Source organism: Phyllobacterium bourgognense (assembly GCF_003337575.1).
Classification (GTDB): domain Bacteria; phylum Pseudomonadota; class Alphaproteobacteria; order Rhizobiales; family Rhizobiaceae; genus Phyllobacterium; species Phyllobacterium bourgognense.
In genome coordinates, this window is the sequence record NZ_QPJM01000008.1 from 164,814 (window position 1) to 179,916 (window position 15,103).

General features: G+C 57.0%; 13 protein-coding genes and 1 pseudogene. 7 read left to right on the forward strand and 7 right to left on the reverse strand.

Annotated elements, in window-relative coordinates; genetic code table 11:
• Positions 1-76 precede the first annotated feature (76 nt).
• Entirely contained in the window at positions 77-514 is a 438-nt protein-coding gene (locus C7476_RS15515; RefSeq protein WP_114430812.1) for a DsrE family protein, read from the forward strand.
• Positions 515-1,153: 639 nt separating this feature from the next.
• Positions 1,154-1,552, forward strand: a complete 399-nt coding sequence (locus C7476_RS27855; protein ID WP_147274660.1) for a hypothetical protein — start codon at positions 1,154-1,156, stop codon at positions 1,550-1,552.
• 111 nt (positions 1,553-1,663) lie between these two features.
• On the opposite strand, the gene C7476_RS27860 is transcribed toward C7476_RS27855, so the two are convergent.
• On the reverse strand, positions 1,664-1,879 hold the full coding sequence (locus C7476_RS27860) for a hypothetical protein (protein WP_147274661.1): 216 nt from the start codon (positions 1,877-1,879) through the stop codon (positions 1,664-1,666).
• Positions 1,880-2,113: 234 nt separating this feature from the next.
• On the opposite strand from C7476_RS27860, the gene C7476_RS15530 reads away from it, so the two are divergent.
• Complete coding sequence (locus tag C7476_RS15530; RefSeq protein WP_114430815.1) at positions 2,114-3,613, forward strand: phospholipase D-like domain-containing protein; 1,500 nt, start codon at positions 2,114-2,116, stop codon at positions 3,611-3,613.
• Here C7476_RS15530 and C7476_RS15535 read toward each other — a convergent pair.
• Entirely contained in the window at positions 3,587-4,534 is a 948-nt protein-coding gene (locus tag C7476_RS15535) for a putative bifunctional lysylphosphatidylglycerol flippase/synthetase (RefSeq protein ID WP_181872455.1), read from the reverse strand. The genes C7476_RS15530 and C7476_RS15535 overlap by 27 nt on opposite strands.
• Positions 4,535-4,568: 34 nt before the next feature.
• On the opposite strand from C7476_RS15535, the gene C7476_RS15540 reads away from it, so the two are divergent.
• Complete coding sequence (locus C7476_RS15540; protein ID WP_114430817.1) at positions 4,569-5,351, forward strand: endonuclease/exonuclease/phosphatase family protein; 783 nt, start codon at positions 4,569-4,571, stop codon at positions 5,349-5,351.
• Positions 5,352-5,483: 132 nt separating this feature from the next.
• On the opposite strand, the gene C7476_RS15545 is transcribed toward C7476_RS15540, so the two are convergent.
• From C7476_RS15545 to repA, 4 genes are all read right to left on the reverse strand, one after another.
• Positions 5,484-7,490: an ABC transporter ATP-binding protein/permease gene (locus C7476_RS15545; RefSeq protein ID WP_114430818.1), complete on the reverse strand. Its 2,007-nt coding sequence runs from the start codon at positions 7,488-7,490 to the stop codon at positions 5,484-5,486.
• Between the two features lie 343 nt (positions 7,491-7,833).
• Complete coding sequence (repC, locus tag C7476_RS15550) at positions 7,834-9,114, reverse strand: plasmid replication protein RepC (protein ID WP_114430819.1); 1,281 nt, start codon at positions 9,112-9,114, stop codon at positions 7,834-7,836.
• A 157-nt stretch (positions 9,115-9,271) separates the two neighbouring features.
• Positions 9,272-10,279, reverse strand: a complete 1,008-nt coding sequence (gene repB / locus C7476_RS15555) for a plasmid partitioning protein RepB (protein WP_114430868.1) — start codon at positions 10,277-10,279, stop codon at positions 9,272-9,274.
• Positions 10,276-11,499 (reverse strand): plasmid partitioning protein RepA, encoded by a 1,224-nt coding sequence (gene repA, locus C7476_RS15560; RefSeq protein ID WP_114430820.1) that lies wholly within the window; start codon positions 11,497-11,499, stop codon positions 10,276-10,278. Before repA ends, repB begins: the two co-directional genes overlap by 4 nt.
• Positions 11,500-11,986: 487 nt before the next feature.
• On the opposite strand from repA, the gene C7476_RS15565 reads away from it, so the two are divergent.
• A complete protein-coding gene (locus C7476_RS15565; protein WP_114430821.1) occupies positions 11,987-12,367 on the forward strand; it encodes a hypothetical protein in 381 nt (126 codons plus the stop codon).
• A 75-nt stretch (positions 12,368-12,442) separates the two neighbouring features.
• Here the strand turns inward: C7476_RS15565 and C7476_RS15570 are convergent, their stop codons facing one another.
• Positions 12,443-12,919 carry a transposase gene (locus C7476_RS15570; RefSeq protein ID WP_114430822.1) on the reverse strand — a complete coding sequence of 159 codons (477 nt, stop codon included), beginning with the start codon at positions 12,917-12,919 and terminating at the stop codon, positions 12,443-12,445.
• A gap of 272 nt (positions 12,920-13,191) precedes the next feature.
• Here C7476_RS15570 and C7476_RS15575 point away from each other — a divergent pair.
• Both C7476_RS15575 and napE read left to right on the forward strand, forming a co-directional pair.
• Positions 13,192-14,542, forward strand: a pseudogene (locus C7476_RS15575) (transposase).
• Positions 14,543-14,928: 386 nt separating this feature from the next.
• A complete protein-coding gene (gene napE / locus C7476_RS15580; protein WP_114430869.1) occupies positions 14,929-15,096 on the forward strand; it encodes a periplasmic nitrate reductase, NapE protein in 168 nt (55 codons plus the stop codon).
• Positions 15,097-15,103 lie beyond the last annotated feature (7 nt).

The following is a 15,103-nucleotide window of genomic DNA, read 5'->3' on the forward strand; positions in this document are numbered from 1 at the left end:
AGGCTCGGCGTTGCGGCCATCAACCAGAGTATGAGAGGAGCGGTTCGCGTCAACTTTACCAACAAGGGAGCGTCCTATGTCAGATCATCACGCAATCACCATTGATATCCCAGTAAAGCTGAGCTCGGTAAAATCGGTGCACAGTATCGGCTCACTACAGTTTGAAGGGGATCTGCCAGCAGCGCTTTTTCACCTTCAGCTGATCACCAATGACATCAAAGATTGGGGCGCTGACGCCGAAGTGGTAGTGGTCTTCCACACAAACGCGGGACACCTCACCCTAAATGACGAGGCATACAACTATTCGCGGAAGATCGCTGTAGGAAATCCCAGCAAGGACATGATCGCTGACTTGGTAAAGAAAGGCGTCAGCATCGAGCTGTGCGGTGCAACCGCAAAGGTGAACGGTTGGGGCAACGCTGATCTCCTCCCGAACGTGAAGATCAACACCGATGCAATGGCGCGAACGATTGAGCTTGTCCAGCAAGGCTTCGTAAAAATCACTGAAGCTTAGCGAGTGGATGGACACCCGAAGAAGATTCGCGAGCTTGACGTGCCGCGGGGCTCTACTGCGCCTTTCCGCGGGCCACCAGATCATGTTGGGGGGCCTAGGTTGCGATCGTTGCGAACCGGTCATTGGGTATACGATGGAAAAGCGCTCGTGAGACTCCGTCAGCGTCTCAGCCATGCATGGCCTTCAGACATGATCAGCGCTGTCGGTCCATTTTGATCGGTCACCACCTATCATCGACTATCGGAGGCAGCGTTGCGAAAAACTTATCCGTTTACCGCCGCATACCGCCGTTTATACTACTCCTCACGCCCCACTCTATTGTTTGAACAGCATATAACCAATTGAAATTGCTTGCAAATTTATTCTGGCGGCGAGAAAGCTCCGACGATGGGCCTGTTAAAATGCTACGCTTTTGATTTCAAAGGGAAAATCGACGCAAAAATTTTTCTGTGGTTTCAGTAACTATCAGGATCAATCGGACGATTTTTGCACCTCTCGGCGTCCGGCGGCGCGCCGGAATCTGCTTCTTAAAGTACCGTCATCAAACCATATCAGGCTTTGAAAGCGATGCCACCGTCTCGGCACTCGCCTGGATTTATAGGTGCGCAGAGACTGCTGTAGTCACGCCTGGAGTTCTCCATGCTCTACCTTGAAATGCTATCGGTCGACCCAGGGGCCACCGGCGACCCACTGCGCATTGAAAGGCGCAGCCTCGGTCGTTGCGATCGTGGGTGGCATCACAAGTTGGGCGATGCGCGGCTGGATTTCCGAAAGCGGTTCGGGCGCGAGGGCCAGCTCGGTGCGTCGGAGAAGTGCCGCCCACTGGACTTGCTTTGCTTGGGCAACGACGAGATCATTCCGTTTATGGAGCAGGATGAAGCGGGCTACAGCTTCCTGAGTGAGACAGCACCCGAAGAACCGCACGAATTCGACGCAATCCTTGAACTTTCTGACGGGGATCGACTGAACATTTTGCCATTCCGAATGGTGGGGCCGGATCATCACCACCGACTTCAGGATAGCGGCTACTTATCGTAATCGGCTTATTCCATTGCAGGTGCCGCGGCGAAACCGTCAGTCTGCTTCACCATTGCTAATGCGCATCTGGCGATAACTGAAACAGTAATGATGTGGTGGTCGGTTGCTTGCCTAGCGGATCAGGATTTCGTGGATAGCTACCAGCACCAGTATCATGCCGGCGATCCCCTCCACGGATCGCGAGATGCCGTCGATGAGGCGTGCCCGGCTTTCGAAGAGACGAATAAGCTGGCGGCTGAAAAACACCGACGCAAGTGCGACAGACGATAAAGTGAGCGCGACACCGATCATCATCAGCGCGCAGGACAGCACTGTCGAAATACTCATGTTTCGTGCCAATGAGGAACACTGGGGATAGCCCGAAACTTGGCCCGTTCCGGATTGGCCGCAGAGCTCCAGGCCAGTCTGAAGAGCGACCGGATACCAAGCGCCGCACTCAATCCACCCCGCCAAGCCGTTGATTGCACAGGGAACCATCTGGCCAGACCGATGTTTTGATTTCGCTGTACGCCGCTTGGTTTCTTTGCGTGCAAACAATGGGAAAGAAGGTGTCCTGAGCAGATGGCATTCATACAGACCGAAGAGTCTTCGTCAAAGCCGACACGCGTCGCGCGACACCAATCGCTCATAAAGGTTGGTGTGAATGCGTGGCGTCTTGTCCCGGCTCGCCGGATCGCGATGCTGGTGGATGCCGCTGACTACTACCGACATCTCGAAGAAGCCTTCGCCACCGCCCAACGCTCCATCCTTATCGCCGGCTGGGACTTTAACGGAGAGATCGCTCTGCGTCCCGACCGGCCCGGTGCTGAGCGGCTCGGCCACTATCTGCGGCGATTGGTCGACGAGCGGCTGGATCTTCATATTCATATCCTGGTCTGGTCCAACGGCCCGATCTATTCGGCACGGCAGATGCGCGTATTTCCCAAAGAGCCCTGGGCCAACCATCCGCGTATCAATCTTTGCTATGATCGTCACCATCCATGGCGCGGTTGTCATCACCAAAAAATAGTATGTATCGATGACAAAATCGCTTTCTCCGGGGGTATTGACCTGACCGTCCACCGCTGGGACACCTCGGATCATTTCGAAATTGACAGCCGGCGCAAAGACTTGAATGGCACGCTTTACCCCGCGGTGCACGATGTGCAGCTTGCCGTGGACGGTGAGGCCGCAAGATCTTTGGCCGATCTCCTGCGCGCGCGTTGGCTGACCTGCAAAGGCACGAGGATCGCCCCGGTACGTGTCGACGGCAACCGTTGGCCGGCCGGTCTGAAGCCCGACCTTCGCAATGTTGACGTTGCCATAGCCCGCACCGCACCCGCTGCCTTCGGGAGAAAAGGCAGTCGCGAAATCGAGCTTCTCAATGAAACGGCGCTGAAGGCCGCCCGCCGATCGGTCTATATAGAGACCCAGTATCTCACATGTCGGCGAATTGGTCGTTTGATTGAACGCAGGCTGCGTGAGCCTGATGGACCGGAAATCATCATCGTGGTTCCCCAAGAATGCCACGGTGGCCTGGAGCGACTGTTCATGGGCGGCAATCGCGACCGCCTTGTTCGCCGGCTCAGACGAGCCGACATATATGGCCGACTACGTGTCGTTTACCCGGTTGTCGTTGATAGTGAAGGCGCTCACGAAGCCCCTATCTTCGTCCATTCCAAAGTTATGATCATCGACGACCGGTTTGCGCGGATCGGCTCATCCAATCTTAATAACCGCTCTTGCGGCATGGATACCGAGTGCGATCTCGCCATCGAGGCGGCGACCCCATCGGAGCGTGCAGCTGTCGCTCGCTTGCGTGATCGTCTCCTGGCTGAGCACCTCGGTATGACACCCGTTGAAGTGCAATCGCGCATCCACAAGCAGCGGTCCATTGTCGAGGTAATCGACAATTATAGCCGTGGCAACCGCCGCTTGAAGCCTATAGTGCTCGAAGCAGACGCCGGGCCGGAGAAGCCCATTCCCCTGACTGCCTTGTTCGATCCAAAAAAGCCCGTGCAACCCTCACGATATTTTGGCAAATGCTTGCAAATCCTAAGGGTGTGGCTGAGCCGACGCTGATTTGGCCTTGGCCGTATCCCTCCCCAGCACCCGTTCCGATATGGCAAGCAACAGCAGCCCGAGGGGTAGTGGCAGCAAGAAATAGACGCACCTGAAGGCTATGACGGCACCGATGGTGGCAGCCTGCGGCAACAGAAACTGCGTGGTGGCTTCCAGGACTCCGAGACCACCCGGAACGTGTGTCGCGATGGCCGTTGCATTCGCTATCGCGTACGCTGCGGAGACCTCCCAATAATGGACATCCTGATAGGCCAATAACAACTGCTGAAGGCTCGCCGCGATGCAAGCGAAGTTGATCGTGCCAAGGGCCAGTTGCGCAACCGCCAATCCCAGCGGTGGCAAATTGAATTTCCACTTGCGGACGGTCACAAGTCGCCGGATCCGCCAACAGAGGATCAGATAGAGCGCAAGGGCTGCAAGAAATACCATGCCGACCAAAAACGCCGCCCGTTGCTCAAGACCGATGACTGCAGCGGAGCTCGAACTCAAAAGCATCGCCCATCCGCACAGCGATGACAGGCCGACGGCGACGGTCAACCCCGAGAAAAGCACAACCTTGGTCACATCCTCGGCTGTCAGTCCCCATCGCGAGTAGAAGCGATAGCGAATGGCGCCACTGCTCAAAGCCGACAAGCCGACATTGTGGCCGATTGAAAGACTGACAAAGGACGTCAGCGCGGCTTTGCGGTACGCCAGAGGTTTGCCCGCATAGATGAGCCCAAAGGCATCGAAACCCGTCAGGCAACCATAGCTGGCTGCAGCAAAGACAATGGATAGAACAAGATGGTCAAGGGGGATCGCGCCAATCGATGCCACGACCTCTGCCGGACTGTAGCGGCTGATATTTCGGTAGAGCAGCCAGCAGAAAAAAGCGGCCGCTGTAGCGACCAGGAAGTTAAGTCCTGCTTTTCTGCCGCGCATTGCTTTGTCTCCGGGGCACCGCCGGTGCGATGGCATGTTGAAGGGAACGAAGGTAGGCTTCGGAAAGTTCCTCTTGCATCGACACTGCGAGGAGATTGCTATCAAGATCCTGACCTACAATGTGCACAGCTGTGTCGGCAGCGACGGTCAACCATCTCCGGGGCGTATCGCCGAGGTCATTGCCGCATGCGATCCGGACGTTGTCGCCCTGCAGGAGCTCGATGTGGGCCGCAAGCGCACAGGCTCGGTGGATCAGGCGCATGCCATTGCGACGCATTTGAGTATGAGACTGTTCTTCCATCCGGCAATCCAAGTCGCTGAGGAGCAATATGGCGATGCTATTTTGACCTCGCTCGACATGCGGCTGATCAAGGCTGGTCCCCTGCCCTCTTTCGGAGAACGTCGTGGAGCATTGTGGGTCGAAGCGAACTACCGGGGAAACACTGTCAACATTATAAATACCCATTTGGGTCTGTCGAGGCGCGACCGCTCAGCCCAGGTTGCGGCTCTGCTTGGACCGGGATGGCTCGGACACGCCGATTGCAGATCGCCGAAGATCTTGCTGGGCGATTTCAATGCCGTCAGGTCATCGTTGGCATACAGACAGATTTCCAACCAGTTCGCCGACGCGTGGGCAGGGGGAACCGGCCGCCCGCGAAAAACGTTTCCTTCGCGGCTTCCTCTTGTCCGGATCGATCACATCTTTGTTGAAAGATCGATGCAGGTCACCGACGTCGGCGTTGTCAGCGGACGCGCCGCACGCATGGCTTCGGATCATCTGCCTCTCTACGCCACCATCGCCATGAGCAAAACGTAGCGGCAAGCGCAGGTTCCTCGAACACAAATTGTCCGAAGCCGCCTGCGCAACCTTCGGCGAGCCCGCTATGAGTGGCAAAGCCGGCGTCGAGATCTTCTCGGCTTGTGGCACTCCAAAGCGGTCATTGGGCTGTCAACTCCGAATGGATGAATTGTGTCGCCCGGGAACCTTTCTTTGCTGCTTTAAAAGGCGCGCAAGCAAGTTTCGCCTGCGCTTGCGCTGGCCGAGATCGATATCGCTGACAAGTTTTGCGCCACCCTCACGCCGCTCCAATATGATCTTACGGCTATGGAAAGCTTCGAGTTCGGCTCGATGCGCCACGCTTATGATGGTGACATTGGGCATTTCGTGGATGAGCATCTCCATCATCTTGTCCTGACTCTTCTCATCCAGTGCTGAGGTTGCTTCATCCAGCACGATGATGTCGGGCGTGTGCAGCAGCAGGCGGGCGAACGCCAGCCGCTGCTTTTCGCCACCCGACAGGGTCTGATCCCATGGTGCTTCCTCCTCGATCTTGCTGTTCAGGTAATCGAGCCCTACCTTGTCGAGTGCCGCGTTGATTTTCTCCAACGTCCAGTTATCGGCGGCGGCGGGATAGGCGACCGCACGGCGCAGCGTCCCGGAGGGGATATAGGGCCGTTGCGGTAGCATAAACATTCGCTTCCCGGCGTGGAAATTGACAGTGCCGTCCCCCCACGGCCATAGACCTGCGACGGCCCGCACCAGCGTGCTCTTGCCTGAGCCGGATTCGCCGGCGACCAACACCCGCTCGCCTGGTTCGATCACGACCTCGGTTTCCTTGACCACGGCAGTGCCGTCGTCAAGCGACACGGAAAGATTGTTCAAGCTAAGCACCGCGTCGCCTTCAGTCTCGCCGCGCTTGATACGTCCGAAGGCGTCGCTCCGTTCCGCGCGTTCGAGGCCATCGAGCGACATCATCAGCGAGGCGATGCGCCGAGCACAGGCGTTCCAATCGGCAAGACGGGGGTAGTTGTCGACCAGCCATCCGAACGCGCCCTGCACGATAGCGAAAGCAGAGGCAGCCTGCATTACCTGCCCAAGTGTCATGCTCCCTTCGAGAAATTTCGGAGCACAAAGCAAAACCGGCACGACCGGCGCAAACAAGCTCGACCCCTGCGATACCAAGGCTGTGCGCATGTGCTGGCCGGTAAGACGCGCCCATCGTCTGAGCACATTGCCGAACGTTTTGTCGATGCCGCTGCGTTCCTCCTCCTCGCCGCCGAGCAATGCAATACTCTCGCCATTTTCCCGCACGCGCGTCAGCACGTAGCGGAATTCTGCTTCCGCCTGATTTTTTTCCTCGGAGAGGCGGACGAAATGCCGGCCAATGACCGCCATCGAGGTCGACGTGATCCCGGCATACAGCACCGCAGTGATAACGAGGAAACCGGGTACAGTAACAGTCGAACCTGCGATCGTCAGGGTCAGGGCCCCGCCGATAGTCCACAGCACGACGATGAAGGTCGAGGCCGCCAGAAATGCGGAGATGACACCTGCGATGAAATCGACGGGCGATTCGGTGGCAATTCGCAAATCCTCCGTGATGCGGGCTTCGGGATTCTCGTGGTCGCCGCCGACGAGGTTCAACTGGTAGTAACGGCCGTTTGCCAGCCATCGCGCGATGACGGCGGTCGTCAGCCAGGAGCGCCAGCGGCGCTGAATCGTCATCCGAAGGAAGACTTGTGCAACGACAAGGCTGCCGCTTCCAAGAACGAGCGGCACGAAAACGGCACTGAGGAAATAGACGGTGCTGGCATCGCGTTGCTCAAGGGCATCGAAAATTGCGCGGTTCCAGACATTGATCCCATACTGGAAGCCGACATTGATACATATCAGGATCAAAAGCCCGATCGACAACGGCCAAGCCAGCCTGTCGCCATTGCGGCTCCAGTAACCGCGCGCGCTGATCCAAAAACGTCTCAGCAAGTATCTCTTGCGCGCGCGCTCGGTCTCCTCAGGCGTCAGTTCTGCAGCCGGGTCGATGAAATCCGGCGGCGCGTCCTGCTCAGCGGCCTCCGACGCGACTTCGACAGTCGCTCCTTTCGCTTGACGCGATTTTTTGGCACTGCGTTGTTTGGCGCCGTCGATCGATTCCGCCTTGCGTTTGGCCTCGGACATAAGGGCGATAACGGCTTAAAAGATCAAAAGGTTGCACGACGTCTGCTCCAGATCTGATTGCCCACGGCACCAGTGCGCTTTCAGGTTCCGGTATTCGCAATGCCGAGCTCAGCTTCGCCATTCTCGATTTACAACTTTGACCGGTTGCGTGCACTCTCACCTCGCCGCGGCGTGTCAGCTATGAATTCAGGAACGGGTCAAACTCCCCGTCCCTACCCAAGCCAGAGACTGACCTGATCGGACATTGCGACTGCCTGAAACAGCTCTTGCAGGTGGACGTCACTTCAGTTCAGTCATGTGACAATACCCTCAGAAATCAATCAAGCTTTTGTTAACCATCCTTTCACCCTGCCCTCGCCTCATCCTGCTTCTGGTTTGCCTTCAACAATCCCATCAGCAAGGGGCCCGAAGAGAACGAACCGGCGCGGGCCTTGTCGGTAAGCGAGCGGAGGTAGCCGCCTGGGCTGGTAATGGCTTCGCCCTTCTGCAGGATGGCGGCGACGACAATGGCCGCTTCATTGGCACCAAAGGTCTCGACGGCCTGGTTCCATGCGTCAGGGCTTATCCCGAGCGTCACCCGAACCAGATTGGCCGTCTGCACCAGATCAGGCCAGCTCTCGATGCCTCGCAAGGCGTAATCGACAATGTCCGGGCAAGCCTTCAGGATCAAGCCGAGCGGAAAGGCTTTTGGCGTCAGCTTGTTGCGGGAAGGTATCGGCTGGTCGGTCACGCCGGCATCGATCTCTTTGGTGCTTTCCGGCTCGCTGTCATCGTTCCAGCTTGCCTCGCCATTTGCCCCCTGGCTTTTTTCGATGCCGGGTTCAAATTCAGATGAAGAGTCGGGATTTTGATTCTGTATGTGCCGTTCATTTTGAACGTCACTGGCGTTTGATTTTCTGTAATTTGCGTGAATTTCCAATAACTTCTCGACATCCCAGCGCAAATCATCAAGCGCAGCGGCCAATACATCGAGCCCCCGGCGGTCAAAACCACGCAACAGTGGTCGTGCCAGCGGGATGAAACGCTCGCTGATGGCGCTCCAGGGCCCATCCAGTTCCTGCTCTTCGGCAAAGATAATCATCTTGGCGATGTCGCGGCGATGCAGGCTGATCCGTTCCCGAAGCAGGCGTTTTGCCAGATCTTCGGCGCGGATGGCGGCAGCGAATTGTTCGATCTCCCCTGCCCGCGCCACCAGCGGCGACAGATCGAAGCCGAAAGCCGTTTTGACATCGCCTTCCTGGTCGCGGCGCACATAACGTTTACCGTTGGGGCTGTCGCGGCGGATGATGAGACCGGCCTCGACCAATGCCGCCAGATGCCGGCGCAATGTTACTGGCGCCATGCCGTGGGCGCGCATCGAAAGTTCGCGGTTGGAGGGGAAGACAACGAGATTGCTTTCACTGTCGAGTTCGGCCGGCTTATGGAAGCTCAGCAGCGCATGCAGCACGGCCAGCGACCGATCAGATACACCGAGGGCCGGACGCGCCTCGGTGATCGTACGGAACAATTTCCACTTGTCGGCGACTTGCATGGCCGGACAATTGCGCGCCGCAGCCTGTGCTTCCAGCATGGCATGCGACATCGGCCGCCGCCCGAAGGGCGTCGTTGTCATTTCCCTGTTCATAGCTTTCACCTTCAATCAGGCAAAAGAAATCTGCTCGCCGAAACGACGCTTAGTGCTTGACAGTGATTCTCGGAAATGCGATTCTCAAGCTGCTTAGACTTTGAGAGGGCTTCCGGGACTTGTTTCGGGGGCCTTTTCTTTTGTGATCTCTCTCCAGTTAGAGTTGTCTCATACGCGGTTCACTTTCCTCACTGCGAAGATACGCAGCGTAGATTTCCGGCAAATGCGTTATCAGATAGTGGCCGAACTCCGGCGCTGTTGCCTCGTCAACGATCACTTTCGTCTTGCCATCATTCTGCTCGATCTTGGCAAAGGACACGCCTTCGCTGGATTTCAGCGGATAGATAGAGGGACCGGACTTACGCTTCGGTGTCAGGCTTTTTAAGAGCAGCGCAAATCGTGCATCGCTGTCGAGCCGCAGGAAGCGCTGCATATCCACCCGCTCCTTCCAGGATCCGGACGTAGCCTGCAGCAGCTGCGACAGCTGCTCCCAGCGTGGCCGGCCGACCTTCGGTGCAGCTCCGACCGCCTGGATCAAATCCAGCGGCAGCGAGTTGGCCACAGCGATCATGGTCGACAAATTGCCTTTATGAACCGACAGTGCTGCCATCAGCGCATGCCGCTCAATGCCGTGCGCCTCGAGCCGGGCCGCGAACAGAGCCCGCTCGATGAAGGACAGGTCCTTGCGCTCGAGGTTTTCCTTGCCCTGGGCAACGATCAGACCCTCATCGGAAAGATCGCGCACGACCGCTTTCACCGGGCGGCCGAGAGCCTGCAACGCGGCAAGGCGACGATGGCCATAGGCGACCTGATAGCGATTATCGTCCTGCGGGCTCGGCCTGACCAGGATCGGAACCTGCTGACCGTGCTCCTCGATACTTGCCTTCAGTTCTTCGAAATCAACCGTATCGAGATCATCGAGGCGATCGCGAATGAACGAGACATCGATCAGATCGGGCTCGATGTCGATAACGTATTCGCCGGACTGGAGCTGGGCGCGCAGAGCCTGCGCATCCTCGGCATCGTCCGAAAGGCTTTGCAGCGACAGTCCCATGGCTTTCAGAGAGCCGGACTTCTGCGCCGGTTTCGCCAGGCGATGCTCGTTCTGCGACGCCTCGTTGATCGGCGTCATCATGGCTTTCAAGGCATCTCTGCGTTTGTTCATGGCGACCTGCCCCATGCTTCGCGCACCAGATCCTCAATCTCCAGATTGACCGCATTAAGGGCTTCAATGGCGCGGTCATAGGTGACGCGGGTGAAATATTCGCGGCCGACCTCATAGAGCGTCTGTTTGGTCAGCCCCGCATCGGAAATGGCCGTCGACTTCAGCAAGGCGTTGGTCAGCACGCGCTCGCCGAACAGGCTTTTCATCAAGCCGACGATCTGTCCTTGCGGCCCGTCGCTCGGTTCATAGCGGGTTATGACGTAGCGGAAGAAATCATAATCTGCATCGCCGCCCGCCTGCTCGACGACGTCGAGCAATCCGGCGGTCATGTGCAAAAACTGCGACATGGACGCTACGTCGAGCATTTGCGGATGGATGGTGACAAGGACGCTGCGCGCCGCGCACAGCGCCGATAGCGTCAGGAAGCCCAGCGACGGCGGACAGTCGAGCACGACAACGTCGTAGCGATCGTCAACTGTCGCCAGCGCCGCCGCAATGCGCGAGAAAAACAGCCGCTCGGCACCGCGGCGTTTTTCAGCAAGGATGCGCGGCGTGTCATGCTCGAATTCCTGCAGTTCCAGATTGCCTGGAATGATATCGAGTCCATGAAAATACGTCTTGCGAATGATGTCGGCGAGGGGACGCTGCTGATCGTCATAGCGGATCGCGCCATAGATCGTGTCATTGTCTTCCAGATCAAATTCCGGCTGGATGCCGAACAGGGCCGACAGCGATGCCTGCGGATCGAGATCGATTGCCAGGGTACGATAACCGCGCATGGCAAAGTACTGCGCGACATGAGCCGCTGTCGTCGTCTTGCCGGAACCGCCTTTGAAATTGGTGACGGCAATGACCTGCATATGCTCGTTGCCCTGGCGAATGGGCAGATAGCTTTTCTTCGACTTGGCCAGATAGCGGCGGATTTCATGCACCTGCTCAAGCGAATAGAGCCTGCGTCCGCCGGAGGTCTTTTCCGCTTCGGGACCCTCGCCCGCCAATGACAAATGCCTGATATAAGCGTCGGTGATGCCGATGAGCTTGGCGGCCTCGCCGGAGGTGAATTTGCGCAATTCCTTTACGGCTGTCGGCGGAAAAGCGCGCGAGCGCAACTCTTGCAATTGGGCGCTGAGCAGGTCAGCATCCGCCTCAACCAGACGCGTCAGAGAGCGCACTTTCTTTCCGGTCCGGTGACTCTGGTCTTTTTCAGCTGGAGACAACATACACGCTCTAAATCCAATTTCTGCGATTAAAGCGTAAATTCAACTGAGTCTGCGTGAGTCGTCAAGCAATTAAAGGTTAACGAGAATTTTGCCTGTGCGCGGCTTCATAAAAAGTTCCGCCTCATTCCCGGGCAGTTGGTGGGAGACCCAAAGTTCTGTATTTAGGAGCCAATGTTCCGTTCTGCTACTAACGAAGTCAAAGGCTTAGCGAAAAAATATTTCCGCCGAAAACGGGTTTCCCAGTTCGGGGAACCCAAAAACTAAATCGGAGGTGGTTTGAAACGGCACTTGCTCGAACCGCGCAAAATGCTGGTGAGCGAACAAACTGGTGTGTTGATACTTGTCAGAAGTAACTCAAGATGGCCCCACGGTAATGTAATCGGTCGGCAAGTTGATCCAAATGTCCGGAATTAGGTAGCAAAAACCACCAGACTTGAATTCCAGCATGACGTAGCCTCGATCCTGGTAGATCAGGAGCAGGGGCTGAATGGACGTAACGGCAGAGTTGAAGCGGAAAAGGAGCGAGATTCTCGACAGGCTGGTCGAAATCCGCGAGACGCAAGCGAGTTTGGAAGCTCAGATGGGAGCACTGGATCAGGTTATCGCGATCTACGAACCCGACTACGAGCCGGGAGGCGCACTCGCAGAGCGAAAAACCCGCAAGAAACGTGGGAAAGCGCCCGCGACAATCGAGATTGACACGCTGCTCAGTGGCGTCGAGCCGACGGTCGCTGTCCTTGAAATCCTGCGCGAAGCAGCCATGCCGCTTACGACTGCGGATTGCGCCGTCAGGTTGATGCAGAAGCTCGGGATCGACGGCGGTGACCCCAGAACCAGCCGCGTCGCCACGCCTCTCTGTGACCCTTGATAGGTTGATGAAGAAGCGGCGTGTGCGGCACGCAGGAATGTTCGATGGGCGGCGTTACCTCTGGGAAATTGCCGCCTAGACGGGGTCCCCCTTCCAGATGAGATCGGGTGGCTTTCTTCCTTGCCAGTATCCGCACAGGTAACGCGATGTCGGCCGCGTCAGCGCACGACCGAGCATCTCGAAGAACTGGTTCTTGTTCGAGTTTTGCCTCACGTCTTCACGCCAGGCCATTTCCGCAATGTACCAGTCAAAGTACTTCAGTGAAAAACGATGGTGGATGCCGACATAGGCGCGTTGTACTCGCGAGAAAAAGCTCTCGACCTGATTGGTGTTGGTGCCCTTCTCGGTTTGGTACGCCTTGGAATGGTTGACGCGCTCCAGTCTGTTCAAGCCAATCAGGTCATCATAACTCTTGTGCTCGTCGGCGATGATCTTGGCGCTATGCAGACCAAAATAGCCGCATATTTCCCAGCCTCGGGACGAGTTACGGACGTGCAGAATACCGCTCACAAGCGGCGAGCGGTTGGACGGGATATGGATGCGATTGCACATGTTCAGGCTCCTTTGGCTCTCTCTCAATAGACGTACAGCTACTCTCGGCGACACTGGTCTCCGCAAGAAATCAACGCTGTATTCGAGCCATCCTGAACATGCCGGCTCTATGCCAGATCTCGTATGAAGAGTCGATCGGGAAAATTGAATTGGTTAATCTGCGCATGATTGCTAAATGGCAGCGATCGGCCGATATTGTTGAAAAACTCGGCATTGCCGATGCTTGGGACGCGTGATTCAATCCTCTGAGTGATTTGCAGGGGATCAGGCGAATGATGGGATGTCAGGCGGTTTCGGCGCAGCTCTTCTACGACTTCTGCCTCGATGATTATGTCCCTGCGGACCATCTGCTGCGCGGGATCGATCGTCACCTCGATCTCGATAGCGTTCGAGCACAGTTGAAGCCTTTTTATAGCAACACTGGGCGGCCCTCGGTTGATCCTGAGCTGATGATGCGAATGCTGATTATCGGCTACAGCATGGGTATCCGGTCGGAACGGCGACTTTGCGAGGACGTCCATCTCAATCTCGCATATCGGTGGTTTTGCCGCCTTGGCCTGGACGGAAAGGTACCGGATCATTCCAGCTTTTCGAAGAACCGTCATGGCCGGTTCCGGCAAAGTGATATCCTCCGGCACATGTTTGAGACTGTGGTGGAACGGTGCCTTGCCCAAGGGCTGGTGGGAGCAGAAGGCTTTGCGGTTGATGCCAGCCTGATCGCGGCGGACGCCAATAAGCAGCGTTCGGTGCCCGGCACTGAATGGAAAGCCGAAGACGATGCTGGTCGCTCGGTTCAGGAATATCTGGCGGTTCTGGATGACGCGGCTTTTGGCGCTGCCTCGCCGGTGACGCCGCAATCCGACCCGGCAGCTCAGTGGACAGGTGCTCATGAGGGGCATGCCTTCTTCGCCTACGCCACCAATTATCTGATCGATACTGATCACGGTGTCATCCTTGACGTCGAGGCTACGCGAGCGATCCGTCAGGCGGAGGTCGGAGCATCCCGCACGATGATCGACAGAACCGAGAACCGCTTCAGCTTGAAGCCAGGCTATCTGGCAGCCGACAGCGCTTACAGTTCTGCTGACAATCTTGCCTGGCTAGTCAAGGAAAAGGACATCGCGCCGCACATTCCGGTGTTTGATAAATCCAACAGGACCGACGGGACCTTCTCGCGTTCGGACTTCACCTGGGATGGCGAGAATGATCGCTACATCTGCCCGGCAGGCGAAGAGCTCGAGCAGTTTCACCGAACCTATGCATCGCCCAGATCGGGGATAACGAGTGAAGGGACGCGGCTCTATCGCGCCAGCAAAAAGAACTGCGACGCCTGCGAATTCAAACAGCGCTGCTGCCCGAATGCACCTGCTCGCAAGGTGCCGCGTCCGCGATGTCGCCAGAGCTATTGCCGCCACACCCGCTTACGAGCGTTCCCGGCATCGCCGCAAGAAGGTCGAGATGCTCTTCGCTCACCTCAAACGCATTCTCCGGATGGCGCGTTTGAGGCTGCGAGATCCATGTGGTGCGCGAGACGAATTCCTGCTTGCAGCAACCGCCCAGAACCTCAGAAGACTGGCGAAACTCAGACCACAAAGGCCACCACACGGCGTCATTGCCGCATAAAAGCGGGCAGAAAGGATACCCTACGCGAAAGTGCGGGGCAGATAGCCCATCATCCCTACCGGAAGGATGCTGCAACAGTCCGATGAACAGCTACCTGGCCGAGTTTTTCAACGATATCGGCCCAAAGCCGACATGCGGTTCAATCACCGATATCGGGCAGTGTCGTGGGGAGGACCTGTCGCGACTTAGCCGCGCAGGACCACATTTACGCGACCGTTACTGTAACGTACTTCCTTATTCTGTCTCGCACTGCACTATCGACATTAACTAAGCCCCCCGACAGGACATCTACCGATCCTGAGCTTAGATGTCCTGACTTTAGGTAAAATCGAGAGGCTTGGCGTTTCGGGAAGGAAGCGTTGATGTCTAAGTCGTCCGGTTTGCCGATGCCGAAAGAGACGCGTCGATCGCAGCGGCGGGTGGAAATCATCACGTTTCTGGTGCTTGCATTCGGCATTTGGCCGCTTGTTGCCGTAGGCGTGGTCGGCGGCTATGGCTTCCTCGTCTGGATGCTGCAGATCATATTCGGGCCGCCGGGCCCTCCCTCTCATTGAGACGCAA